At 65.8% G+C, this 21,780-nt stretch carries 27 protein-coding genes; 16 read left to right on the top strand and 11 right to left on the bottom strand.

Features of this window, described 5'->3' with window-relative positions; translation table 11 throughout:
* Position 1: 1 nt before the first annotated feature.
* The 3 genes from minD (at position 2) to TSA1_RS06985 (ending at position 1,490) form a co-directional block, all read left to right on the top strand.
* The gene (minD, locus tag TSA1_RS06995) at positions 2-817 is read left to right on the top strand and encodes a septum site-determining protein MinD (RefSeq protein ID WP_100175709.1); all 816 of its coding nucleotides are present in this window, start codon (positions 2-4) and stop codon (positions 815-817) included.
* Positions 814-1,095 carry a cell division topological specificity factor MinE gene (minE, locus tag TSA1_RS06990; RefSeq protein ID WP_100175708.1) on the top strand — a complete coding sequence of 94 codons (282 nt, stop codon included), beginning with the start codon at positions 814-816 and terminating at the stop codon, positions 1,093-1,095. The genes minD and minE overlap by 4 nt, the downstream gene beginning before the upstream one ends.
* A 209-nt stretch (positions 1,096-1,304) precedes the next feature.
* A complete protein-coding gene (locus TSA1_RS06985) occupies positions 1,305-1,490 on the top strand; it encodes a hypothetical protein (RefSeq protein ID WP_100175707.1) in 186 nt (61 codons plus the stop codon).
* Between the two features lie 4 nt (positions 1,491-1,494).
* Here TSA1_RS06985 and TSA1_RS06980 read toward each other — a convergent pair whose 3' ends face one another.
* From TSA1_RS06980 to TSA1_RS06970, 3 genes are all read right to left on the bottom strand, one after another.
* A complete protein-coding gene (locus tag TSA1_RS06980; RefSeq protein WP_100175706.1) occupies positions 1,495-3,606 on the bottom strand; it encodes a PAS domain-containing protein in 2,112 nt (703 codons plus the stop codon).
* A gap of 133 nt (positions 3,607-3,739) precedes the next feature.
* Complete coding sequence (locus tag TSA1_RS06975) at positions 3,740-3,991, bottom strand: hypothetical protein (protein WP_100175705.1); 252 nt, start codon at positions 3,989-3,991, stop codon at positions 3,740-3,742.
* 109 nt (positions 3,992-4,100) lie between these two features.
* The gene (locus TSA1_RS06970) at positions 4,101-4,490 is read right to left on the bottom strand and encodes a hypothetical protein (protein WP_100175704.1); all 390 of its coding nucleotides are present in this window, start codon (positions 4,488-4,490) and stop codon (positions 4,101-4,103) included.
* 130 nt (positions 4,491-4,620) lie between these two features.
* Between TSA1_RS06970 and TSA1_RS06965 the strand changes: the two genes are divergently transcribed.
* Entirely contained in the window at positions 4,621-5,406 is a 786-nt protein-coding gene (locus TSA1_RS06965; RefSeq protein WP_100181010.1) for an SDR family NAD(P)-dependent oxidoreductase, read from the top strand.
* Here TSA1_RS06965 and TSA1_RS06960 read toward each other — a convergent pair whose 3' ends face one another.
* Positions 5,407-5,637, bottom strand: a complete 231-nt coding sequence (locus TSA1_RS06960; protein ID WP_028136727.1) for a DUF6894 family protein — start codon at positions 5,635-5,637, stop codon at positions 5,407-5,409.
* 360 nt (positions 5,638-5,997) lie between these two features.
* The gene (locus TSA1_RS06955; RefSeq protein ID WP_100175703.1) at positions 5,998-7,053 is read right to left on the bottom strand and encodes a hypothetical protein; all 1,056 of its coding nucleotides are present in this window, start codon (positions 7,051-7,053) and stop codon (positions 5,998-6,000) included.
* Positions 7,054-7,421: 368 nt separating this feature from the next.
* On the opposite strand from TSA1_RS06955, the gene TSA1_RS06950 reads away from it, so the two are divergent.
* The 3 genes from TSA1_RS06950 (at position 7,422) to TSA1_RS39570 (ending at position 9,306) form a co-directional block, all read left to right on the top strand.
* The gene (locus TSA1_RS06950) at positions 7,422-8,018 is read left to right on the top strand and encodes a L,D-transpeptidase (RefSeq protein ID WP_430649761.1); all 597 of its coding nucleotides are present in this window, start codon (positions 7,422-7,424) and stop codon (positions 8,016-8,018) included.
* Positions 8,019-8,128: 110 nt separating this feature from the next.
* On the top strand, positions 8,129-9,115 hold the full coding sequence (locus TSA1_RS06945; protein WP_100175701.1) for a hypothetical protein: 987 nt from the start codon (positions 8,129-8,131) through the stop codon (positions 9,113-9,115).
* Positions 9,116-9,132: 17 nt separating this feature from the next.
* On the top strand, positions 9,133-9,306 hold the full coding sequence (locus tag TSA1_RS39570; protein WP_174718789.1) for a hypothetical protein: 174 nt from the start codon (positions 9,133-9,135) through the stop codon (positions 9,304-9,306).
* Between the two features lie 10 nt (positions 9,307-9,316).
* Here the strand turns inward: TSA1_RS39570 and TSA1_RS06940 are convergent, their stop codons facing one another.
* Both TSA1_RS06940 and TSA1_RS06935 read right to left on the bottom strand, forming a co-directional pair.
* Complete coding sequence (locus tag TSA1_RS06940; protein ID WP_100175700.1) at positions 9,317-9,751, bottom strand: COG4315 family predicted lipoprotein; 435 nt, start codon at positions 9,749-9,751, stop codon at positions 9,317-9,319.
* A 118-nt stretch (positions 9,752-9,869) separates the two neighbouring features.
* Positions 9,870-10,334, bottom strand: a complete 465-nt coding sequence (locus TSA1_RS06935; RefSeq protein ID WP_100181009.1) for a MarR family winged helix-turn-helix transcriptional regulator — start codon at positions 10,332-10,334, stop codon at positions 9,870-9,872.
* A 101-nt stretch (positions 10,335-10,435) separates the two neighbouring features.
* Between TSA1_RS06935 and TSA1_RS06930 the strand changes: the two genes are divergently transcribed.
* The 5 genes from TSA1_RS06930 to TSA1_RS06910 all read left to right on the top strand — a co-directional run bounded on the left by TSA1_RS06930 (position 10,436) and on the right by TSA1_RS06910 (position 14,812).
* A complete protein-coding gene (locus tag TSA1_RS06930) occupies positions 10,436-12,358 on the top strand; it encodes an FAD-binding monooxygenase (RefSeq protein WP_100175699.1) in 1,923 nt (640 codons plus the stop codon).
* Between the two features lie 156 nt (positions 12,359-12,514).
* Positions 12,515-13,558, top strand: coding sequence for an SH3 domain-containing protein (locus tag TSA1_RS06925; protein ID WP_100175698.1), 1,044 nt, complete (start codon positions 12,515-12,517; stop codon positions 13,556-13,558).
* A gap of 178 nt (positions 13,559-13,736) precedes the next feature.
* The gene (locus TSA1_RS06920; RefSeq protein WP_100175697.1) at positions 13,737-14,015 is read left to right on the top strand and encodes a hypothetical protein; all 279 of its coding nucleotides are present in this window, start codon (positions 13,737-13,739) and stop codon (positions 14,013-14,015) included.
* A gap of 196 nt (positions 14,016-14,211) precedes the next feature.
* Positions 14,212-14,418: a hypothetical protein gene (locus TSA1_RS06915; RefSeq protein WP_174718788.1), complete on the top strand. Its 207-nt coding sequence runs from the start codon at positions 14,212-14,214 to the stop codon at positions 14,416-14,418.
* A gap of 34 nt (positions 14,419-14,452) precedes the next feature.
* On the top strand, positions 14,453-14,812 hold the full coding sequence (locus tag TSA1_RS06910) for a hypothetical protein (protein ID WP_430649794.1): 360 nt from the start codon (positions 14,453-14,455) through the stop codon (positions 14,810-14,812).
* Between the two features lie 15 nt (positions 14,813-14,827).
* On the opposite strand, the gene TSA1_RS06905 is transcribed toward TSA1_RS06910, so the two are convergent.
* The 3 genes from TSA1_RS06905 to TSA1_RS06895 form a co-directional block, all read right to left on the bottom strand.
* Positions 14,828-15,397, bottom strand: a complete 570-nt coding sequence (locus TSA1_RS06905) for a TetR/AcrR family transcriptional regulator (RefSeq protein ID WP_100175696.1) — start codon at positions 15,395-15,397, stop codon at positions 14,828-14,830.
* A complete protein-coding gene (locus tag TSA1_RS06900; protein WP_100175695.1) occupies positions 15,397-15,741 on the bottom strand; it encodes a DMT family transporter in 345 nt (114 codons plus the stop codon). The genes TSA1_RS06905 and TSA1_RS06900 overlap by 1 nt, the downstream gene beginning before the upstream one ends.
* 180 nt (positions 15,742-15,921) lie before the next feature.
* Positions 15,922-16,587 carry an O-methyltransferase gene (locus tag TSA1_RS06895; protein WP_100175694.1) on the bottom strand — a complete coding sequence of 222 codons (666 nt, stop codon included), beginning with the start codon at positions 16,585-16,587 and terminating at the stop codon, positions 15,922-15,924.
* Positions 16,588-16,684: 97 nt separating this feature from the next.
* Here TSA1_RS06895 and TSA1_RS06890 point away from each other — a divergent pair, with 97 nt between their 5' ends.
* On the top strand, positions 16,685-17,317 hold the full coding sequence (locus TSA1_RS06890) for a TetR/AcrR family transcriptional regulator (protein ID WP_100175693.1): 633 nt from the start codon (positions 16,685-16,687) through the stop codon (positions 17,315-17,317).
* 91 nt (positions 17,318-17,408) lie between these two features.
* The gene (pdxY, locus tag TSA1_RS06885; protein ID WP_100175692.1) at positions 17,409-18,221 is read left to right on the top strand and encodes a pyridoxal kinase; all 813 of its coding nucleotides are present in this window, start codon (positions 17,409-17,411) and stop codon (positions 18,219-18,221) included.
* A gap of 12 nt (positions 18,222-18,233) precedes the next feature.
* Here the strand turns inward: pdxY and TSA1_RS06880 are convergent, their stop codons facing one another.
* Positions 18,234-19,538, bottom strand: coding sequence for a hypothetical protein (locus TSA1_RS06880; protein ID WP_100175691.1), 1,305 nt, complete (start codon positions 19,536-19,538; stop codon positions 18,234-18,236).
* Positions 19,539-20,010: 472 nt separating this feature from the next.
* Between TSA1_RS06880 and TSA1_RS06875 the strand changes: the two genes are divergently transcribed.
* Complete coding sequence (locus TSA1_RS06875) at positions 20,011-20,259, top strand: hypothetical protein (protein WP_100175690.1); 249 nt, start codon at positions 20,011-20,013, stop codon at positions 20,257-20,259.
* Positions 20,260-20,786: 527 nt separating this feature from the next.
* Positions 20,787-21,707, top strand: a complete 921-nt coding sequence (locus TSA1_RS06870; protein ID WP_100175689.1) for a DMT family transporter — start codon at positions 20,787-20,789, stop codon at positions 21,705-21,707.
* Positions 21,708-21,780 lie beyond the last annotated feature (73 nt).

The following is a 21,780-nucleotide window of genomic DNA, read 5'->3' as shown; positions in this document are numbered from 1 at the left end:
GATGGCCAAGGTACTGGTCGTGACGTCAGGCAAGGGGGGCGTCGGCAAGACGACGACGACCGCCGCACTGGGGGCCGCGCTGGCGCAGCGCGGCGACAAGGTCGTCGTCGTCGATTTCGACGTCGGCCTGCGCAATCTCGACCTCGTCATGGGCGCAGAGCGCCGCGTCGTGTTCGACCTCATCAACGTGGTGCAGGGCGTTGCGAAACTCCCGCAGGCGCTGATCAAGGACAAGCGGCTGGAGAACCTCTGGCTGTTGCCGGCCTCGCAAACCCGCGACAAGGACGCGCTGACCGAAGAGGGCGTCGGCAAGGTCATCGCCGATTTGCGCAGCCGCTTCGACTGGGTGATCTGCGACAGCCCGGCGGGCATCGAGCGCGGCGCCTCCATGGCGATGCGCTTCGCCGACGAGGCCGTCATCGTGACCAATCCGGAAGTGTCCTCGGTGCGCGATTCCGACCGCATCATCGGCATGCTCGATTCCAAGACGGTGCGGGCCGAGAAGGGCGAACGCGTCGAGAAGCACATTCTCATCACCCGCTACGATCCCTCGCGCGCCGCGCGCGGCGAGATGCTGACCATCGACGACATCCTCGAAATCCTCGCAACGCCGCTGCTCGGCATCATCCCCGAGAGCCAGGACGTGCTGCGCGCCTCCAATGTCGGCACGCCCGTCACGCTGTCGAACGCGGACGGCGCACCGGCGCGGGCCTATATCGACGCGGCGCGCCGGCTGTGCGGCGAGACCATCGCGATGCACGTACCGACCGAGCGCAAGGGCTTCATGGATCGTCTGCTGCGACGGAGGGCTGCATGAGCATGGGTTTGCTCCGGCTTCTCCGCGGCAACAAGGCCTCTGCACCGGTCGCACGTGAGCGGCTGCAGATCCTGCTTGCCCATGAACGCGGAATGCGTGGCCAGCCCGATCTGCTCGGTGTGCTGCGTGAGGAAATTCTCGCCGTGGTCTCCAGGCACGTCACGCTGGACCCGACCAAGGTCATCGTCCGGCTCGAGCGCGGCGACGAGGTGTCGACCCTGGAGGTCGATATCGAGGTGCCCAACGATTTCGAGCGCAAGAAAGTGGCAGTCGCGTAAGGGCGCGGCCGGCGACTCCCAGCTTTGGGGTGGGTGAGAGGGCGGTCCGCCGGGCATGGCGGGCCGCCTTCGTCGTCCCGGGCGGATCGAGCTCCAGCGAGTGTCGATGTGATCGGCTCGGCCGGAACGGCGATCATGGCGAGATCGTTGTCTCGGACGCGGAGCGCCGAGCCGGGCGCCGCGGTGTCCTCATAGCGGGAGAAAAGCCCATGATGTCCGAGGTCCAGGTCCACACCGTTGCGCGGCAAATGCTCGAACAGCACGGTTTTGCTGCGATCGCGAAGGCTGCCGAGCAGGCTCGGGCCTGCGAGGGCCGCGGCGAGGCCGACGAGGCCAAGGAATGGCGCCACATCGCCGACGCCATGAAGATCATGCGCGGGCCTGCCCAGAGCTGATCTTTCAAGTCCGGCCGGTTCCATCCTTGATCATCTCGAGGACGCGGGCAGCCAGCGCCTCGACCACGAACGGCTTTGTCAGCACCTGCATACCCGGGGCGAGCTGGCCGTTGCCAATGATGGCGTTCTCCGCGTAGCCGGTGATGAACAGCACGTTCAACGCCGGCCGCGTGGTGCGGGCGGCATCCGCGAGCTGGCGGCCGTTCATGCCGCCGGGCAGGCCGACATCGGTGACGAGCAGGTCGATCCTCGCATCCGATTGCAGGATGTTCAGGCCGCTCGGCCCGTCATGCGCTTCCATGACGTTGAAGCCGATCTCCTCCAGCGCATCGGTCAGAAGCATCCGGATCGAAGGCTCGTCATCGACGATCAGGATGGTGTGGCTTGCCTCCGAGCGCACCGCATTCCTGGTGGGGGGCGGTGAAGGCTTGTCCGCCTCCTTGCCGTAATGGCGCGGCAGATAGAGGCACATGGTCGTGCCCTGGCCAACCTCGGAATAGATCCGGACCTGGCCACCGGACTGGCGGACGAAGCCGTAGACCATGGAGAGCCCGAGGCCGGTGCCCTGTCCGATCGGCTTGGTCGTGAAGAACGGATCGAAGGCGCGCGCGATCACCTCCGGCGTCATGCCGGCGCCGGTATCGGTGACGCAGAGCGAGACGTACTGCCCGGGACTTAAATCGAGTTCGGCGGCGGCGTGCGCGTCGAGCCAGCGGTTGGCAGTCTCGATCGTGAGCCGGCCGCCTTCGGGCATCGCGTCGCGGGCATTGAGGCAGAGGTTGAGCAGGGCATTCTCGAGCTGCGAGGCATCGATCAGCGTCGCCCACATTCCGCCTGATGTGACGACCTCGACGGCGATCTCCGGGCCGACTGTGCGGCGGACCAGCTCCTCCATGCCCATCACGAGGCGATTCACGTCGGTCGGCTTGGGATCGAGCGTCTGCCGCCGCGAGAAGGCCAGCAGCCGGTGCGTCAGCGCGGCAGCACGCTTTGCGGCGCCTTGCGCCGCCGTCACGTAGCGGTCGATGTCCTTGATACGGCCCTGGCCGAGGCGGATTTGCAGCAATTCCAGCGATCCAATGATGCCGGTGAGCAGATTGTTGAAGTCGTGCGCGAGGCCGCCGGTGAGCTGGCCGACCGCCTCCATCTTCTGCGACTGCCGCAGCGCTTCCTCCGCCTCGCGCAGCCGCTCCTGCTCCTTCAGACGATCTGTGACGTCATAACTGAACTGGTAGGCGCCGAGCGGCCGGCCGCTGCCGTCGCGCAGGCAATTGAAGCGCATCTCGTAGAACCGGCGGGCCCGCCCGGGCGCACCAAACTCGGCGATCTCGACGAACGCTTCTCCGGCGAGGGCCCGCGACCAGACCGCGCGGACGGCGTCGCGATGCTCGGGTTGACCCTCAAGCAGCTCAAGCATGTTGTCACCGACCTTCGGCAAGATGCCGTAGATGCGATGAAATTCGCGCGCCGACGCACCGTTGATCGCAAGCCAGCGAAAGTCCGGATCGACGACCTGGACGAAGGCATCGGTGCCCTCGACGAGGTCGGCCATCAGCTTGCGCTCGGCCAGAGCCGCCACCACGCGCGCTTCGAGCGTCTCGTTGAGCTGCTGCAGCTCCCGTTCGGCGCGCTTGCGCGCGGTGATGTCCTGGAACAGCACGGCGACCTGCTTGCGGCTGGCGGGCTCGACGCGGAAGGCGGCGAGCTCGAGATGGCGGCCGGTCGCAATCAGCTCGCGCTCGAACCGGATCGGTCGGCCCGTCCGCAGGACATCGCTGTAGAGCTCCACCCAGCCGTCGGCCTCGTCCGGAACCATCTCCCGGACCTTCTGGCCGACCACGTTGGGGATGCCGGCGTGCTGGGTGTAAGCGGGATTGGCTTCGACATGGACATAATCGCTGAGCGGTCCGTGCGGCCCGTCGAAGAACTCGATGATGCAAAAGCCTTCGTCGATCGAGTTGAACAGCGTCCGGTACCGCTCCTCGCTCTCGGCCAGCGCGGATTCCGCCCGGCGGCGCAGGGTCTGGTCGGCTGCTCCGAGCGCCTTCAGGTGGGCGTTTTCCTCCTCCAGCGCCTTCAGACGGCGTTGGAGGTCCTCAAACTCGATCGAATCCACAATCGCTCGCGGGGTTGGCACTTCCAAGGGGCCGCTCCTCGGCCCTGTCCACGGTGTGGGGCGGTCATATGCACCGTGGCAAGCCACCGGCTCAACGCGGATGGAACCTGAGGGTTCCCGCAGCGCTGGCGGCTCAACGCTCGCCCTGATCGGTGTCACGTACGCCGGTCTTGTGCTGCGTCTGCGGCTGGGCGCGGTCACCCGTCTCCTTGCAAGGGAGCGGCTCCCAGGATCCGTCCGGCGCCTGTTGATAGGCACTGCACGATGAGGACGAGGCCGATTTGTCCTCGTCCTTCTGGGCACCGGTGTTCTTCGCCAGTGCCGGGGTGGCCAGCGCTGCGCTGGCGGCGAGCGCAGCAGTGAAAACGAGGTGGGCAATCCGCATGGGCTCCTCCTGTTCGAAGAAGCCCGCATGCTGGCGAGGAATGTGACGATTGTTGGCCCGGGGGGAGGGGTTCCGTGACGCGTGCTTAATGCCGCGAAAGCCTGGCTCGCTAGCCGCCCTTGGCGCGGATCAGGCCGGCAAGATTGGTCTTCTGGGCCTCGCACCAGCTCGGCATGCCGAGGCGGCGCTGGTTGAGATCGGTCGCCTGGGTCGCCACCGCAACCTCGGCCATCAGATCGTCGTCCTGCTTCTCGCCCATCTTGCCGCCGGTGTGCATCCAGGCGATCGCCTTGCGCACCTTCTCGGTGGTGCCCTCGGGCAGGTGCATCTGCTCCGCCTTCTGGACCAGATCCTGGTAGACGACGTCCGTGCCCGGACATTCAACCTTGGCGGCGAAGGCCTGCAGGACCAAGGTCACATAGGTCGAGCGTGGGTGGTCCTCGGCCTGCGCGGGAGCGGCGATCAGCAACAGGCCAGCCATCAGGAAACCGTAGCGCATCCTTGGTATCTCCTCCGATTTTTGGGAGGCTAGCGTCCGGCGGGCGGCTCCGCAATGGTGCCAGGTGCGAATTTGTCGCTCCCCGCTGCAGTGCGCTATCGTGGGCAGCATCCCGGCCTTGGAGCGCGACATGAGCCTGTTCAGCACGCCGTTCGATCCCATCCGTGACACGGCGCTCGTGACCGGCGCGGGCAACGGCATCGGCCGTGCGATTGCGCAGGCTCTGATCGGCGAGGGCGTCCGGACCGTGTTCGCCGACGTCAGCGCCGAGCGGGTGACGGCCGCGATCGGCGCTTGTGCGAAGCCTGAACTGGCGGTGCCCTGGGTCGGAGATCTTGCCGAGCTCGAGGCATGCGAGGCGTTGCTTGCCGCAGCAAGCGCATCATTGGGCGAGATCACGCACTTCGTCCACAGCGCATCGCCGCCGCGGCGCGAGGCCGATCATGCCCTCGCGGTCGATCGCAGGACCTGGCAGCAGATGCATGCCGTCAATCTCGATGCCGGCTTCCACCTGGCCCGAGAGCTCGCCAAGCGGCTGATCGCGGCGAAGCGGCCGGGCTCGTTCCTGTTTCTCACGTCGCTGCATGCTGGCACACCGCGCAACCTGCCGCATTATTCGACGGCGAAGGCGGGGATGGCGATGCTGGTGAAGGAGCTGGCCAAGACGTTTGGCCGCTCCGGCATTCGTGTCAATGCGCTGGTGCCCGGCGCGATCGCCGCAGGCGGGTTCGTCGCGGATGCTTCGCTGGCGAAACACATTCCGCTCGGGCGTCTCGGCGAGGCCAATGACCTCGCACCGATGGCGCTCACGGTGCTGTCGAACAAGCTGTCCGGTTACGTCACCGGCGCGTCCTTCGTCGTCGACGGCGGCTTGTCACTGACCAACTGGTTCGAGCCGCCGGCGCTGGACGAATAGTCAGCGGCGCCAGGCCGGCACCGGATCGAGCGGCGTGCGATAGAGCTCGTTGTGATCGCGATCGGTGACGCGCACCGCGCAACCCTTCTGCTGCAGCTCGGGCTTCACCTGCGACAGCTCGCATGCGAGTTGATCGGCGCGGTCGGAGGCAACCTCGATGTCCTCGAGAATGATTCCGCCCTGGTTCCTGAACTCTTCACCAACCACAAGATCGAAGGAGTAGTAAGGCATCCGAATTCCCCGATGTGAGGAGCTGAGCTTCCGTGGAAGTCTCAACGCATATCGGATGGTACCACTGAGTCGATATCTACAGGGTGAACAGGCCGCGCAATCTCTGTGCTTATGGCGCAGAAATGATGTGCAGGGTGTGAGCGCATTAATATTTTATTAAATATGTCGGCGCGATCATAAGGCATGGAATTGCAGCAGAACCGGGCTCCGGGAACCGGCAGCTGCAAGAGAAGGCCGCCGGCATAGATCCCGACGGCCTTTTCTCTTGAGCGGAAGATGGCCTGCGCATCGCTTTCCGTAATTGCCCGGACTCAGCGCACCACATCGACTCGGACAGCGTCGGCGAGAGCTGTTGCGCGGTTAGCGCAGCGGCATCGGCGGACGTACGACGGGTCCGTCGTCGTCGGCAACGGCTTGAGTCGTGGTGACCGGTGCGGCCGGTGGCGGCGGCATCGCGGCAGCTTGTGAAGGCGGCGGTGGAGGCGCGAGCGGTGCGGGCGAATAGGCCGGCATGTAGGTGCGCGACACGACCGGCTTCGGCTTGTGAACCGGCGGTGCCGACGCAGGTTTCGGCGGCAGCGCAGCGGCGCGTGCGCGCGGGTCAATCGGCCTCGCATCGGCAGACGGTTTCGGCGCAGGCGGTTTCGCCATCTCGCGCGCCATCTGCTCCTGTCCGGCTTTCAGCTCGGCGATGTTGGCCTTGAGCTGCTCGATCTGCTGCGCCATGGCGGCGAGGTCGCGCGTCATCGATTGCACCGACTGCGCGGCATCTGACGCTGTCGCCGCAGGCGCGGCGGCCGCAACCTGAACCGGGGGCGGCGCGGCCGGGGCGGCTGCCGTTTGGTCGACGGCCGCTTGCGCCACTGGCGGAGCGGCTTGTTCTGCAGGCGGCGCGGCTTGCGCGACGGCGACCGGCGCAGTCTGCGCTGTGGAAGGCAGCAGCGACGTCAGCGAAGCCAATGCGGGGGTCCATTCGGCGAGCGCCTGCCTGGCCTTGTCGCCATGCTGCTCCCAGGCGATCGTGGCGGCCGCGCTTGATCCGGCAAACAGGAACGTGACGAACGCACCGCGCAGCCACTTGCGCACGGCGGATCGCTTCTGCGGGCCACGACCCTCGTTCGCCGCGACGCGTATGGCGGTGTCGACCGAGGGCGGTGTCGCCGGCTGCGGCTCCGTAACTGGACTGAACTTGGGCTCCACAGAGATCTTGCGCTCCAGAGAGGCTCTCGGCTCCGGCGCGAATTTCGGCTCCGGTCGCGGCGCGACGTCGGGCGCCAGCGCGGGCGCGACACTGATCGGGCGCGAGGCCAGCACAATGTCGGGCGAAATCTGAATCGCGTCGTGCGGATCGTTGTCCTTGACCGTGTCCTTCACGATCTCATCGACGATTTGCTTGGGGTTCAGCGTCGCGAGCATCGCAGCTCCTCTGAGGCCCAGGCGCTCGAAGCCCGGGTGTTAAGTCCTGGTCGTCCGCATTGGCGCGAGCCGATCTGTTGCAGTGAGCCCATCCAAACGGATGAGCCCGGCCCAATGACGCACGAGTCCAGCCGGGTTTGACCAAAGCAAGGCGAGGGGATGGAGATGATGCGACGCTCTTCCGCCGTTTGTGGTGATGGAACCTCGGTTGCCGAACACGCGCAATTGTTCCGCACTGCCTTGTTTTCAGCACGATTTGGGCAGCATCTCGCGGTGCTGGGGGCGCTGCTATCCGCTATCGGGGGCCGGCGGTGCCAAGATCTTTCATCGCTCTGTTTATTGTTGCCTTGCTGCCGCTGGGCGGCTGCATGCAGACCACGCTTTCGCCGTCGACCGACGCGAGCATGACGCCGCGCGACCGGCAGTTGCTCGCGCATACGCCCTATGCGCAGGCGAACGTGCCCGAGCAATATCTCCGTCACATCGTCGATTACCAGCGCAAGGAGCAGCCGGGTACCATCCTCGTCGATACCGACGCCCGCTACCTCTATTACGTGCTGCCTGACGGCAAGGCGATCCGCTACGGCGTTGCGGTCGGCGAGGAGGCCATGGCGTTCTCTGGCGTCGCGCGGGTCGGCCGCCTGGCAGAATGGCCGGATTGGGTGCCGACGGCAGATATCCAGGCGCGGCTCGGACCGTATCCGGCGCGCGTTCCCGGCGGCCCGGCCAATCCGCTCGGCGCGCGCGGCATCTATCTCTATGTCGGCAACAAGGACACGCTCTACCGCATCCACGGCACCAATCAGCCCGAATATATCGGGCAGGCGATCTCGTCCGGCTGCATCCGGATGCGCAATGAGGACGTGATCGATCTCTATGACCGGGTGAAGCTGAATTCGATGGTCGTGGTGCTTCCGCCCGGACAGAGCGCGCGGGCCGAGGCGGGTGGAAGCTGGCGTGGATAGGGCGGGGCGCGCATGCCGTCCAGCGTCCTGTTCTGCGACAATTTTAGCCATTGTTTTGCGCCGTCCCTAACGTCTCGCGCCTAGCGTGCAGCGAGCAAGGGGGTGCTCGCATGTATCTCGTGAAGAATTCGCCGCGCGCGCTGTTCGCCGCGCTGATTCCGCTGGCCATCGTCGAAGCCGTGCTGCTGGTCTTCGCTCTCGCGGGAGGACAGCTGACCGATCCTGTCGGCGTGCCAGCGCCCGATCAGATTCTGGTGATGTATGCCGGCCGCATGGCGATGAACGCGGCCTTCCTGTTCGCCGGACATATCGTGCTGCGGCAGTGGACTGTCTCGAGCCGGCTCGCCTACGGCCTGATGGGCGGCGTCATGGCGGCATTGAGCTATGGCATCGCGATCCGCAACCACATTCAGCTAGCGGCGCCCGGCGACGGCACGGTGATGACCATTGGTCTGCTGCCGGCCATCGCGGGAATGATCGGTGGCTTCCTCTACGGTCAGTTCGCCGGGCTCAGTCCGGTTGCGCGCGCAGACGGGGAAGTGTCCGCTGCCGACGCATCGGGGAAGCCCCCGCCGCTGGCGTTCAATGGGCCGGTCCGCGTCCGCACGTCGTTCGCGGGCATCGTCATCGCCGCGCTGATACCGACGGTGCTTGCAACTCTGCTGCCCTACACGTTGGTGCCGCTGCTCATGAACGGCTTTGGGGACAAGAGCACCGCACATATCTTCGCGGCGGTGATCCCGGCGCAGACCTTCATGGTCATGATGGTGATCTCTGTCATTCCTTCGAGCATCTTCATGCTCTGCGTTCACCACCTCGCGCGAGCTTCGAGCCGTCGCAATGCGTGGGAATATGCGGCGATCGGCGGCGTGGCGGCATTCGGCTGTGCGCTCTTGCTCGCGTTTGCGTTGCCGCTGCTGGCCCTTCTCGTGGTGCCGGCGGCATTCTGCGGAGCTGTCATGGGCGCGATCTATCGCCGCTTCGCCGGCCTCGAGCCGATGCCGCTACCGGAGGCCGTGATCGCGACCGATCCGAACACGCTGGTCGATGCCGATCATCCGTCGCGCCACCAGCATGGCGTCATTCTCAGCAACTGATCGCCGGGGACAAGGAAATGAAAGAGATTGCGGCGCTCGGCGCGGGATTGGCGATCGCGGCCGTGGCGGCGCTCTGGTTCGCGACCGGTCCTGTGGTGGTGAATGCCGAGATCAAGCCGCTTCAGCCGAGCGCGGATATGCCGGTCTTCAGGCCCGTTCCGACCGCACTGGCCGGGCACGACAACCGGTGACAACTTCGCCCTAGTTTTCAGGCCGGGCGACGCGCCATTGCAGTGTCGTCGCAGTGCCGTTGGCATCGCCCGGCGCCTTGTCCGCGGGCGAGGTGTAGAGCGGGCGATAGCGGTACGCCCACATCCTGCTGCCGTCGTTGCGGCTGATCACGGTGAAGTCGCCGATAGCCTTGGCGTCGGCCGTCGCGGCGAGCGGTACCCAGCTCTCGGTGCATTTGCCGTTGCAGTTCGACGTCTTTCCGGTGGTATCGCGCTCGTAAGTATAGAGCGTCATGCCCTTGAGATCGACGAGCTTAGGGCCCTGCTTGGTGATGACCACCTTTGCCGGCGCGGTCGTCGCCTCGGGTTTCGGCGGAGGAGGGGCATCGCCGCCGCCATGGCCGTTGGCAAGCGCAGGCGCGGTCGAAAGCGCGATGGCCGCGGCCGCGATGAGACACCTGAACATCCGAACCCCCGAACTGCAAAGTTAATCGCGCGTTAAGCGCAGAATGTTGCCGACCGTAGCAGCCGAAGGTTAGTTCCTGGTTTCGCGGGCCTGCGACAATTACGTACAAAGTGCCGGATCACGCCTGAATATCGCGCAGCGGCGCCCGGCTCAGATCGTTGCCGGCGGCAATCGCCTTGCGCAGCAGCCGCATCAACTCCTCGCCCTCTTTCGCGCTGAGGCCGCGCAGCATGATGCGCTGGGCGGACTCCACGGCCGGCGTGATCTTGCGCAGCGTGCGCCGGCCCTCGTCGGTGATCACGAGCTCACGGGCGCGGCGGTCGCGGCTGGAGGCGCGGCGCTCGGCAAGCCCCTTCTGCACGAGGCGATCGATCACGCCCGTGATGGTGGTGCGGTCATAGGCGATCAATCCCGCAAGCGTCACCTGGTCGAGCCCCGGATTGGCCTTGATGGTCGCGAGCGCGGCGTATTGCACCGGCGTCAGGTCGAAGCCGGCGTCTTCGACCTCGGCGAGGAACACCGCGACCGCAATCTGCTGGAAGCGGCGCGCCAGATGCCCGGGCATGTCGTTGTTGTCTTTCACCGAATTCTCCGTTGCGACAAGGACGGCGCGGATCGTTGACAAGTATACTGATCGTCAGCATACTGATCAATATCGAAGAAGACGTTGCCGGGAGAGGTGTCATGCAATTTCATCTGAATGGATTTCAGCCGGGCGATCCGGAGATTGCCGATCCTGCCGAGCGCGTTCAGGTCTCGGGTGCGCAAGGCGCCGTGCCGCGTGAGGTGGATGTTCTCATCGTCGGCTGCGGACCTGCAGGCCTCACGCTCGCGGCGCAATTGGCGCAATTTCCCGATATCAAGACCTGCATCGTCGAGCAGAAGCCGGACCGCCTGCTGGTCGGGCAGGCCGACGGCATCGCCTGCCGCACCATGGAGATGTTCCACGCCTACGGTTTCAGCGAACGGGTGTTGAAGGAGGCCTATTGGGTCAACGAGACGACGTTCTGGAAGCCGGACGAGCGGCGGCCCGAGACGATCATCCGCAGCGGACGGGTGCAGGACGTCGAGGACGGGCTGTCGGAATTCCCGCATGTCATCCTCAATCAGGCGCGCATTCATGACGGCTTTCTCGACGTCATGCGCAAATCGCCGGCCAAGCTCGAGCCCCATTACAGCCGCCGCTTGCTTGACCTTCAGGTCGATCCGGCTGCCGGTCCCGCCGACCACGCCGTGACCGTCCGCCTCGAACGCGTCGACGCCGCGAACGAGGGCAAGGTCGAGACGGTCAAGGCGCGCTACGTGGTGGGCTGTGACGGCGCCCGCAGCACGGTGCGCAAGTCGATCGGCCGCGAGCTGCACGGCGATTCCGCCAACCACGCCTGGGGCGTCATGGACGTGCTGGCCGTGACCGATTTTCCGGACATCCGCTTCAAGTCGTTGATCCAGTCGGCGAAGGACGGCAGCCTGCTGATCATTCCCAGGGAAGGCGGCTACATGGTCCGCATCTATGTCGAGCTCGCCAAGCTCGACATCGGCGAGCGCGTCGCCAATCGCAACATCAGCGCCGACGACGTGATTGCGAAAGCGCAGCGGATCCTGAAGCCGCATACGCTGGAGGTGAAGGAGATCGCCTGGTGGTCGGTCTACGAGATCGGCCAGCGCCTGACCGACAAGTTCGACGACGTGCCGGACGCGGAGATCGCAACGCGCCTGCCGCGAATCTTCATCGCCGGCGATGCCTGCCACACCCACAGCCCGAAGGCGGGGCAGGGCATGAACGTCTCGATGCAGGACGCCTTCAATCTCGGCTGGAAGCTCGCCGGCGTGCTCCGCAAGCAGTGCGCCCCGACCCTGCTGCATTCCTATTCGGCCGAGCGCCAGTCGGTTGCAAAGGAGCTGATCGATTTCGACCGCGAATGGGCCGGCATTCTCGCCTCCGCCGCCAAGGCGGGCGGCGCCGATGCCGCCAGGACGCAGGACTATTTCGTCCGGCACGGCCGCTACACCGCGGGCACCGCGACGCACTACACGCCATCGATCCTCACCGGCGCAGGCTCGCACCAGCATCTCGCGGAGGGCTTCATCATCGGCAAGCGCTTCCACTCGGCGCCCGTGATCCGGCTTGCGGACGCAAAGCCGGTGCATCTCGGTCATGCCGCGCAGGCTGACGGACGTTTTCGGATCTACGCGTTTTCTCCCGCCGAGAATCCCGCAGCATCGGACTCGGCTATACGTCACTTGTGCAAATTTCTCGCGGAGTCCCCGGAATCTCCGATCCGGCGCTATACGTCCGGGACGTCCGATGTCGACAGCGTGATCGATCTGCGCGCGGTGTTTCAGCAGGATCATCGCGAGCTTGCGCTCGAGGCAATGCCGCCCATGTTGCTCCCGAGCAAGGGCCGTTACGGCTTGTACGATTACGAGAAGATGTTCTGCCCCGACCTCAAGAGCGGTCACGACGTTTTCGCCATGCGCGGCATCGACCGGCGGTCAGGCTGCATGGTCGTGGTGCGGCCCGACCAATATGTCGCAAGCGTGCTGCCGCTCGATGACTTTGCCGGGCTTGCGTCCTACTTCGATGCGTTCATGTTGCGGATCAAATGACGGTCCGGCAGCGCCGCTTACGCGCTACGCCGATGAACGGCGGATGAATATTGAACTGCACGCGGTGTGCGGTTCAGTCTTTTGACGGATGAGCCCCTTCTGTGCGGAACGCCCGTTCCGCTGGCGCGTTCCGACTCGCATGAGGAGGAACACGTCATGAAATTCAAGAGCATTATGATTGCCGCATTGCTGCTCGCTCCAACAGCGGCGATGGCCGCGCCGGGCATCGTCACCGTCTCGACCGGCCTGCGCGCCGGGCCGGGGCCGGGTTTTCCACTCGTCGACCGAGTCCCCGAGGGCGCTCGCGTCAACATCCATGGCTGCCTGCGTGGCAATGCCTGGTGCGACGTCAGCTTCTCGGACGATCGCGGCTGGGTGTCGTCGCAATATCTCGAATATCTCTATCGCAATCACTACGTCTATCTGCCCGACTACGTCGACGAGATCGACGTGCCCGTCGTTCCGTTCGTGCTGACATCGTACTGGTCGAGCTATTATGGGGGCCGGCCGTGGTACCACCGCCACGCCTACTGGAATAGCTACTGGACCTCGCACCAGCGCGTTGCGACGCGGATGACGATCGACCCGCGTGCGGCCCGCATCGGACGTGCGGCAACGCGCGATGCGGCGGTCGCTCTGGAACGGGAAGGCGTGCGGGGCAAGGGCGCCGCCGCGATCTCCGGACGTAACGCTGCGAACTCACGGCCCGATGCGGCGATCGGCAAGCGCGACGCGGCGATCGCAAAGCGCGACGCGGCGATCGCGAAGCGCGACGCCGGGATCGCGACGCGCGACGCTGGGAAACGCGATGCTGCGGTTGCCGTCGACCGGACCCGCGCCGGACGGAGCGAGCGTATCGCGCATCAGCGGAGCAATGTGCAGACGCGCAATCCGCGCGATGCCCAGGCACGCATGATGCACGAACGGCAAGCGAGCCCCGCCGCGGCGCATGCCCAGCCGATGGCGCGTGCGCATGAAGCACCGCGTGTGTCCGCCGCACCTGCCGTGCGGCCCGCGATGCCGCATGTCGCGCAGCCGAATGTGAGTCGGGGTTCGCCGATGAATGCCCATGCGCAGATGCCGGCGCCGCATGCGGCGGCACCTGCAATGCCGCACCCCGGCGGCGGTGGCGCCCCCCATATCAATGCGGCGTCGCGCGGTGGCGGTGCACCGGCCGGCGGCCCCGGGCAAAAGCACTGAATCCATCAAGAGCCGCAGCGTCGTTCGAAAAGCCCGGCCCCTCGCGCCGGGCTTTTCTCCGTCATGAGGATGTCGAGAAAATTTAACTCAGTTCTTCGCGGGCAGATTTCATCGATCGTAACATGTCTACCCAAAGCTGTAAGCATCCACTCGGGGCAGCGGGGCACGGGAGGATGACATGAGACAGAGCCAGGCGGAGACGCGCCGCCACAATGTCGCGAAGCGTTCGATGACGAAGGAGGCCAAGCAGCTGGCCAGCCTGATTGCCGGATTGCGCGAATCCCTCGACGGGATCCTCAAGGAACGGACGAGTGCCAAGCTCACCGGCGCCGAGATGGGTCTGCTCGATGAGCGCCGCAACAACCTGCTGCTCACCATCGCAGCCCTCGACGACCGCCTCTCGGCAGTGCAGGGGCTGATTGATCTCGGCCGCCCCCACGTCATCCGCGTGCATTAGCGGATCCCGGACGTGGGATGATCGGTTCCGTCGCCGATGTGACGGGCCGGGTCCCGGCGGCCGATCCTGCGGCAGTTGGAGTCGCGCTTCCGTGGGCACGCCGATGCCGGCCGCGAGCGCCATGCTTTGCGGTTGGCACCAAATTGCCACGCTCCCGGCGAATTGCCGCCAAAGCCCGCTGCCACGAGGAGGCCGGGTGCAGGGCGACGCAAGGGGATGCGAATTGGCCTACAAGATGGTCGCAGAACGCGACAACGAAAAGTATAGTTTCGCCCGCGAGAGCCGGCTGCTCATCGTGGCGAAGGCGAAGGTGTGGGCGAGCGAAGGGTGGCGGGTCGTCATCACCGACCAGGACGGCAAGGCCTACGCGCCGCCCGAGTTCGATCAACTGTTGGCGGCGTGACCGACAGGCGGGCGGGGGACGACGTTTGACACCGCTGTGTGGATTGGGGCGCGACCGGATCGTGCCCCTGATCGGTCTTGCGGCCGCCGGCGTTTTGACGGCGACGGTTGCAGCCGCTCAGAATCTCGACGCCGGCAAGTCGCCTGCGAAGCTCTTCGCCGACGGCTGCGCGACCTGTCATCGCAGTCCGCGGGGCCTCGCCAAGGGGCGCTTCAGCCTGACGCTGTCCTGGTTTCTGAAGGACCATTACGCGACCAGCTCGGACTCGGCCAAGGTACTCGCCGCCTATCTGGAATCGGTCGACGAGCCGTCGCCGAGTGCCCTAGCCAAGCCTGCCAAGAAACCCGCGCGATCCGCACCATCGCGTCCGCCCAAGCCGGCGCAGAGCCAGTAGGCCGCCCGGCTCCTGCTAACCGCGCCGATAGGTCTGCGCGAGTAGCCGCGCGTGCACGGCCCGCAGCTCGGCGCTCATGCGCGTCTGTCCCGTCGTGACATAGGAGAGCCAGGCGCCGTCGGCGGCCAGACGCACGGTTAGCAGATCCGGCGCGCCGTCGGTCGCGCGATGACGCTTCAGGCGCGCCTTGATCCAGTCGTTCCAGAGCTTGCGCAGCGGCGGATCGGTGACGACGACCATGCTCAACGCCGCCCATGGGGTCGCGAAACCGAACGCCTTGCCGGTGAACACGGCATTCACATAGGCCCGCGTGAAGCTGCCGCGTGGCTTCGGATCGGCTTCGACGGCGGCGTCAATCTCGGCATCGACGCGGGCGAGGAGATCGGCAAACAGGCCTTCGATCAGTGCTTGCTTGCTGCCAAAATGGTGAAACAGCCCGCCCTTGGTGACACCGGCCGCCTCGGCGACCGCCTGCACCGTGACGCCGGAGACGCCGTGGTCCATCGCGATCGCCGCGGCGTGGTCGAGCAGGGCGCGCCGGACCTGCTCGGGCTGCTTGGCGCGGGTGTAGCGGCTTTCCGGCATCAATGCGCCGTGGTCTGCGAGAACAGGTTGATGATCACGACCCCTGATACGATCAGGGCGATGCCGACGAAGGCCGCGGCGTCCAGCATCTGGCGGAACAGCACGAAGGAGACGGTGGCGGTCAGGATGATGCCGACCCCGCCCCAGATCGCATAGGCGATGCTCAAGGGGATGACGCGGATCGCGACCGACAGCGCGTAGAACGAGGCGACATAGAACAGCACCATGGCCAGCGTCGGCCAGGGCCGCGTGAACTGCGCGGATTGCTGCAGGAAGGCCGATGCGGTGACCTCGAGAATGATGGCGAGGGCGAGCGCTGCATAGGCATTGAAGGTTGGCGTCATGGTCAGCTCGGGACAAGAGAAAGATACCGCGCGGTAGGTATGTTTAACACGCCGCTCTTGGCTTCGGCCCGCGCCAGGTATCACATGTGAGTGACGGGCCTGCGACATGGGTGAAAAGCGGAACGAAGCCGCCGCGTGATCGCGCGGCGGCTCCAGCTGGTCGTGGTGGTTCGATCCCTGTCAGTTGACCCGTACGGAGAGCTCGACGTCTTCGGCGAACGGCGTCGACATGTAGCGGCTTCCGGCCTTGCGTACGCGCGCCAGATAGTCCGGGCTGTCGTCGGCATTGTCGGCGACGATGATCGCGCCAGTCCCGAGATGGCCTTCGAGCAGATCGAGGATCTCCGGGTAGAGCGCCTTGGCGCCGTCGAGCAGCACGAGGTCAATCGTATCGGGCAGATCGGCGCTGAGCGTCTTCAGCGCGTCGCCTTCACGGATTTCGACGAGATCGATCAGGCCGCCGGCGATGAGGTTCTTGCGCGCCCGAGCCGCCTTGGACGGCTCGAACTCGCTGGTGATGAGGTGGCCGCCGCCATTGTCGCGCAAGCCCGCGGCAAGGTGGAGCGTCGAGATGCCGAACGATGTGCCGAACTCGACGATCGTCCGGGCGCGGGAGCTGCGCGTCAGCATGTAGAGCAGCGTTCCCGTCTCGCGCGAGACCGCGAGCGGGACGTCCTTCAGGCGTCCGTACAGGTCATGGTAATCGGTCTTGCTCTGCATCATCCGCGCCCGGTCTGCATCGGACAAATCGGCGACGGCGGCTCGCATTGCGCCATTTGCTGACTCGGCCTCGTCGAAGAGGCGATCCAGCAGCGGCGCAAGCGATGTGATGGTCGAGGTGGTCATTCGATATCTCCGGAAGGTGGAAGGGAACGTGTGCTTGCGTGCCGACGGAAATACGACTAATTCGTCGCATTTCCTATTCGCATTGCCGGAGAGCGCGATGGCCGAGCGTCGAAGCCGTTCAATTTCCTCGCGAAAACAGCCGCAACAGGTTCGCTCCAGCGAGCTCGTGGCGGCCATTCTCGATGCCGCTGTTCAGGTTCTGGCGAGGGAAGGCGCGCAGCGTTTCACCACGGCGCGGGTGGCGGAGCGGGCCGGGGTGAGCGTCGGGTCGCTCTATCAGTATTTTCCCAACAAGGCCGCGATCCTGTTCCGTCTCCAGAGCGACGAGTGGCGACGCACCAGCGAGCTGTTGCGCGATATCCTCGCGGATCGGAGCAAGCCGCCGCTGGTGCGGCTGCGCGCGCTGGTCCATGCCTTCATCCGCTCCGAGTGCGAGGAGGCCGCAATCCGCGTTGCGCTGAGCGATGCCGCGCCGCTCTATCGCGACGCCCCCGAGGCGCAGGCCGCGCGGGCCGCCGGTGAGGACATCATCGCGGCGTTCATGCGGGAAGCGCTGCCCAAAGCGCCGAATGCGACGCGCGTGCTAGCCGGCGAGCTGATCAAGACGACGCTGAGCGAGATCGGCAAGCGGTTTTCGGAAGCACCGCGCAGCGAGGCCGAGATCGCGCGTCACGCCGGCGGCCTGGCCGACATGTTCTGTGCCTATCTCGGAGAGTTGGCGCGACGCTGAGGTGCAGGCGCTGCATGACTCCGGCCTGGAAGTGCCGCGCTATGATCGCTGCGCTTGCGTCGCGGCGCGATTGTCCTTACGGACCTCTTTCATGCTCGTCATCTCCATTCAAAGCCAGGTGATCCACGGCCATGTCGGCAACAGCGCGGCCGCCTATGCCATCCAGGCGGAGGGCGTGAACGTTGCGGCAGTGCCGACGACGCTGCTCTCCAATCATCCGCGGTACCCGAGCCTGCGCGGGCGGGTGCTGGAGACCGAGCTCGTCGCCGATCTTCTGAGGGGTGTGGAGGAGCGCGGCCTCGTCGACGAGGCGGCCGTGCTCGTGACCGGCTATCTCGGCTCGCCCGGAAATGCCGCCGTGATCGCCGATTTCGTCGAGCGGGCGCTCACGCGGAATGCGAAGCTCGTCTATCTCTGCGATCCCGTGATCGGTGATGACGGCCGCGTTTACGTCGCAGACGGCATTTTGGACGTGGTCCGGCACCGGCTGCTGCCGGCAGCAAACCTGACGACGCCCAACCAGTTCGAGCTCGAGCTGCTCTCGGGCCTCACGATCGCTGACGTCCAAGGCCTGCGCGCGGCGTGTGCGGCGCTGGCGGCGACCGGCCGCATCGATGTCGTCGCCACCGGCTGCACGCTCACCGACACGGCGGCAGGGCAGGTGGAGACGATCCTGTGCGCCGACGGGCAGTTGTCGCGCTTTGCGACGCCGCGCCTGCCGATCCGCCCCTACGGCACCGGCGATCTCCTCACCGGCCTGATTGCGGCCCATCTGGCCAAGGGTGAGGCGACCGAGGCTGCAGTGCGGCTTGCGGTCGAGACGATCTTTGCGGTGCTGGTGCGCACGCAGGAGGCCGGCACGGCCGAGATGCGGCTGGTGCCGTTGCCGATTCCCGGCGCGTAAAGCGTAACGGCGTCAGGTCGCGCGCTTGCCGGCCGATTGAGCCGATTTCTGCGGCTTCGCGGGACCCTTCTGCTCGCGTGCGGCCTGGGCCTTTGGCGGCTTTGCATGGGCCGCGGCGCGCACCACCTTCTTGGACTTCACGCTGGCGACTTGCTTGCCGTCGCCGGTGCCCCGCCGCGAGATGTACTCGGGGCCGTCGACCGGGCCGACATGCGGCGGATCGCGGCCGAGATAGGGCCGGCCGATGCCGTACGCCTTGCCATTGGCATCGACCCACTTCCACAGGATTTCGGTCGAGACCCAGCGTTGTGCGCGGTTATTCCCCTGGGTGCTGACGATATCGGCCGCCATGCCGTGGCCATAGCCGCCGCGCATGCTGCCGCCATGATAGGAACGGTCGGAGGCGGCCTTCAGGCCGCTCGCGATCGACTGGCGATAATCGTCGCGGAATGCGCTGGTAATGCCGGGCGAGAGACCGGCGGCTTCGGCGGCGAGCAGCGTGCGGAAAAGCTTTTGCTTAAAGCTCTTGTCCATGCCGCCGATGACGTAGTCCATCATCGACATGCCGGCGTGCTCGGCCGCCTTCGGATCCTTCCAGCCAAAATCCTCATCGACCAGCTTGGTGAAGCTGCGCATCACCGTGACCGTCTTGCCCTTGCGCTTGACGGTGACGGCGCGGCGCTCCTGAACCTTGATCGAGTCTTCCTTTGCGGTGCGCTGATAGAGCGCCCAGAGATAGCGGTCGATGCAGGCATCCATGACGAAGCATTCGTCGAGCACGGCGACGGTGTCGGCTGGCGGGGATGCCTTGCTCACAGGCGTGACGGGGCCGCTTGCGATCGCCGCGGCGGACAGCGCGTCCGTCGACACGATCTCGGTGGGATCGGCGGATGCCAGCTTGACGGGCTCCGCGGTCGCGGCGGGAGCAGCCTCACTCACGACGGGCTCCGGTTCAGGCGATATCTGCGGTGCGGGCGGTGCCTCCACCGGCAGGATCAGCGCCGGATCGGCCGAGGCGAGCTTGACGGCGGGAGCTGGCGTCTCGGGCGCGGCTTCAGCGATCGTCGGGGCCGGTGCTGCGGCGACGGCAGCAGCAATGTCGGCGGTCAAGGCGATGCCGTCCTCGATCGTCGCAGCGCGCGGCACGTCGGCGAGGTCGAGCCGGCCGAGATCCTTGGCGCGCGAGATCGCAGCCGCATTGGCACCGCTGTTCTCGATGAGGGCTGGAGCATAAGCGGAGAGGGAAAGCGCCAGCCAGCCGGCGAGCACGGCCGACGGGCAAGTGACCGCTACCAGAAGAGACCGCCGATCGTTCATGATCCCTGCCTCCAAACGGTTCTGCCCGAACCCGTCTTGTCCGGACAGTCATGATGCAAACAGTCTGACGCAAACAGTCTTGCACGGAAAGGCACGCAGCGCGTCGATTGTTCGGAGGACCGTGTGGCAGTGCAATGGCGCAAATCCGTGAAAACAGGCTTTTCGGAGGGGTGTTGCCGAGGTGCAACGCGGGTTCCATGAGGGTGTCTCACCGCCGCGTCACGCGCAATCTTGTTGCGGCGGGCGCGCTTGGTCGGCCATGACGCAGGCCTCGCTTTGCCCCCTGGACGCCTTCGAGCCCACCGAACCCCTGAGGCACTATCTTGCGGGCCGCCGCGATTCGCCCAAGGCCTTGGACGCATTAAACATATCGCCATGCACTACGCGCGTTATTGCAATGCAGCAAAGCATGTCGCAATGCAACAAATCAGGCCTAAATATGCTCCGACTCGTCCACTCAGGAGCATCACCAATGAACAAGAAGACTCTGTCGATCGCTGCCGCCATCCTGGCGATCGCGGGCAGCAGCGCGGCTTTCGCTGCCGAACTGCCGACTTACGAGGCCAATGGATTTCCGGTCTCGCCTTTGCAGGTTCGCGTCCTCGGCGCCGCGCATGTCGAGCAGCAGACGGCTGCGCCGACCACGGTCGCCTCGGTCCTCCAGGCCAAGGTCCTCAGCCCTCGCAAGGTGAAGACCGCGACCGTCGGCGTGGCCCGCTAAGCTGATGTTGTGAATGGCAGGTGGGTTCCGCGGAGAGGCGGGATCCACTGCTTCACGTGACGTCTTAGCGGTCGACGTTGCTTGCGCGTCGCGCGATGTCTCGGCGCGATCAATCGATGCCGATGCGCTGATTGAGACTCCGGCCGCGAACAAGTTCGCGTGAATGAGCCGGTGATGTATCTCCGTTCATAACGGACGTGATCCATTTAACGGTTGCTTTGCAGACCGCATCGCTTGATGCGGCTGCCGCGCTTCTGCGGCCTATGTTGCAATCATAATGGAAGGCCGTCATGCCCGTTGCGCAGAAAGTCGTTGCCGCTCCCAGGTCGCCGCGCGCGTTGATTCTCAAGCACGCCACTTTGCTCGCGGCCGCGGTCTTGTTCGTATTCGTGCTCAGCCTGACATACGGGCTCGATCTCAGCCCCGGATTCTTCTGAGCGATCGTCCACAGCGCGCGAGGTTGTGCGCGTGCCAGCCCTGCGGCTGCATGGGTTGAGGCCATTGGCGCGCTGACGTAAGGCTGATCCATGGATCAGCGGACGAGCGGCGCTGAGGCTCTTTCCCAGAAGAACGATGCAGGGCCTGCACTGCTCGGCGTCACTTGCGGCCTTGCCGCGGCGCTGTTCTGGGCGCTCGGCTTTGCCGGCACGCGGCATGGGCTCAAGGTCGGATTCACGCCGGTCGATCTTTTGGTGCACCGCTATGTCTGGTCGGGGATCGCGTTCCTGCCGCTGGTGGCGCGCGCCGGCATCAAGGATCTCTGCGGCATCGGCTGGAGCAGGGGCCTCGTGCTGATGGTGCTCGGCGGCCCCGTGATGTCGCTGATCTCCTACACCGGCTTCCTGTTCGTCCCGCTCGGCCATGGCAGCGTGATCCAGCCCTCCTGTGCGACGCTCGGCGGCCTCCTGCTCGCGGCGTTCGTGCTGGGGGAGCACATCACCGCCTCGCGCCTCGTGGGCGCCCTCGTCATCGTCGGCGGTCTTGGCGTGATCGGCGCGGAATCGATCGGCCATATCGGCGCCGAGGGCGTGCAGGGCGATCTGATCTTCGTGCTGACGGGATTGATGTTCGCCGGCTTCGGTGCGGCCCTGCGGCACTGGCGCGTCTCGGCGGTCTCGGCCGCGCTGGTCATCAACGTGCTGTCGCTGCTGCTGTTGCCGGCCTACATCGCGATTGTCGGGCTCGCCCATGTTGCGGCGATCGGCGTCACCGAAAACGCCATCCAGGCGCTGGCGCAGGGCGTGCTCGCCGGTCCCGCCGCGCTCTATCTGTTCGCGGTCTCGGTGCAGCGCCTCGGCGTTGCCCGCGCGGCCGTGTTTCCAGCCTGCGTGCCGGCGCTGACGCTGCTCACCGGCTGGCTGCTGCTTGGCGAGGCGCCGACGATGTTGCAGACCGCGGGCCTCGTGACGGTGCTGTGCGGGTTTTATCTGGCGCAGCGGCAGCGATAGGTGAAACAAGAAGGCCGCCCGGAAGGCGGCCGCTCAAGTCTCAAGACGTGATGCAATCGAACAGGTAACCCTG

Source organism: Bradyrhizobium nitroreducens (genome assembly GCF_002776695.1).
GTDB lineage: Bacteria > Pseudomonadota > Alphaproteobacteria > Rhizobiales > Xanthobacteraceae > Bradyrhizobium > Bradyrhizobium nitroreducens.
This window is presented reverse-complemented; position numbering and strand designations above follow the sequence as displayed.

What these genes read in the sequence shown, in the direction of transcription:
- TSA1_RS06880 (WP_100175691.1), bottom strand. Translation starts at nt 19,538, where the DNA reads ATGAACGATCGGCGGTCTCTTCTGGTAGCGGTCACTTGCCCGTCGGCC.
- TSA1_RS06895 (WP_100175694.1), bottom strand. Translation starts at nt 16,587, where the DNA reads ATGACCACCTCGACCATCACATCGCTTGCGCCGCTGCTGGATCGCCTC.
- TSA1_RS39570 (WP_174718789.1), top strand. Translation starts at nt 9,133, where the DNA reads ATGAAAGAGATTGCGGCGCTCGGCGCGGGATTGGCGATCGCGGCCGTG.
- TSA1_RS06870 (WP_100175689.1), top strand. Translation starts at nt 20,787, where the DNA reads ATGGATCAGCGGACGAGCGGCGCTGAGGCTCTTTCCCAGAAGAACGAT.
- minD (WP_100175709.1), top strand. Translation starts at nt 2, where the DNA reads ATGGCCAAGGTACTGGTCGTGACGTCAGGCAAGGGGGGCGTCGGCAAG.
- TSA1_RS06955 (WP_100175703.1), bottom strand. Translation starts at nt 7,053, where the DNA reads ATGCTCGCGACGCTGAACCCCAAGCAAATCGTCGATGAGATCGTGAAG.
- TSA1_RS06930 (WP_100175699.1), top strand. Translation starts at nt 10,436, where the DNA reads ATGCAATTTCATCTGAATGGATTTCAGCCGGGCGATCCGGAGATTGCC.
- TSA1_RS06890 (WP_100175693.1), top strand. Translation starts at nt 16,685, where the DNA reads ATGGCCGAGCGTCGAAGCCGTTCAATTTCCTCGCGAAAACAGCCGCAA.
- pdxY (WP_100175692.1), top strand. Translation starts at nt 17,409, where the DNA reads ATGCTCGTCATCTCCATTCAAAGCCAGGTGATCCACGGCCATGTCGGC.
- TSA1_RS06970 (WP_100175704.1), bottom strand. Translation starts at nt 4,490, where the DNA reads ATGCGCTACGGTTTCCTGATGGCTGGCCTGTTGCTGATCGCCGCTCCC.
- TSA1_RS06920 (WP_100175697.1), top strand. Translation starts at nt 13,737, where the DNA reads ATGAGACAGAGCCAGGCGGAGACGCGCCGCCACAATGTCGCGAAGCGT.
- TSA1_RS06900 (WP_100175695.1), bottom strand. Translation starts at nt 15,741, where the DNA reads ATGACGCCAACCTTCAATGCCTATGCAGCGCTCGCCCTCGCCATCATT.
- TSA1_RS06945 (WP_100175701.1), top strand. Translation starts at nt 8,129, where the DNA reads ATGTATCTCGTGAAGAATTCGCCGCGCGCGCTGTTCGCCGCGCTGATT.
- TSA1_RS06960 (WP_028136727.1), bottom strand. Translation starts at nt 5,637, where the DNA reads ATGCCTTACTACTCCTTCGATCTTGTGGTTGGTGAAGAGTTCAGGAAC.
- TSA1_RS06940 (WP_100175700.1), bottom strand. Translation starts at nt 9,751, where the DNA reads ATGTTCAGGTGTCTCATCGCGGCCGCGGCCATCGCGCTTTCGACCGCG.
- TSA1_RS06925 (WP_100175698.1), top strand. Translation starts at nt 12,515, where the DNA reads ATGAAATTCAAGAGCATTATGATTGCCGCATTGCTGCTCGCTCCAACA.
- TSA1_RS06950 (WP_430649761.1), top strand. Translation starts at nt 7,422, where the DNA reads ATGCAGACCACGCTTTCGCCGTCGACCGACGCGAGCATGACGCCGCGC.
- TSA1_RS06965 (WP_100181010.1), top strand. Translation starts at nt 4,621, where the DNA reads ATGAGCCTGTTCAGCACGCCGTTCGATCCCATCCGTGACACGGCGCTC.
- TSA1_RS06875 (WP_100175690.1), top strand. Translation starts at nt 20,011, where the DNA reads ATGAACAAGAAGACTCTGTCGATCGCTGCCGCCATCCTGGCGATCGCG.
- TSA1_RS06905 (WP_100175696.1), bottom strand. Translation starts at nt 15,397, where the DNA reads ATGCCGGAAAGCCGCTACACCCGCGCCAAGCAGCCCGAGCAGGTCCGG.
- TSA1_RS06975 (WP_100175705.1), bottom strand. Translation starts at nt 3,991, where the DNA reads ATGCGGATTGCCCACCTCGTTTTCACTGCTGCGCTCGCCGCCAGCGCA.
- TSA1_RS06985 (WP_100175707.1), top strand. Translation starts at nt 1,305, where the DNA reads ATGATGTCCGAGGTCCAGGTCCACACCGTTGCGCGGCAAATGCTCGAA.
- minE (WP_100175708.1), top strand. Translation starts at nt 814, where the DNA reads ATGAGCATGGGTTTGCTCCGGCTTCTCCGCGGCAACAAGGCCTCTGCA.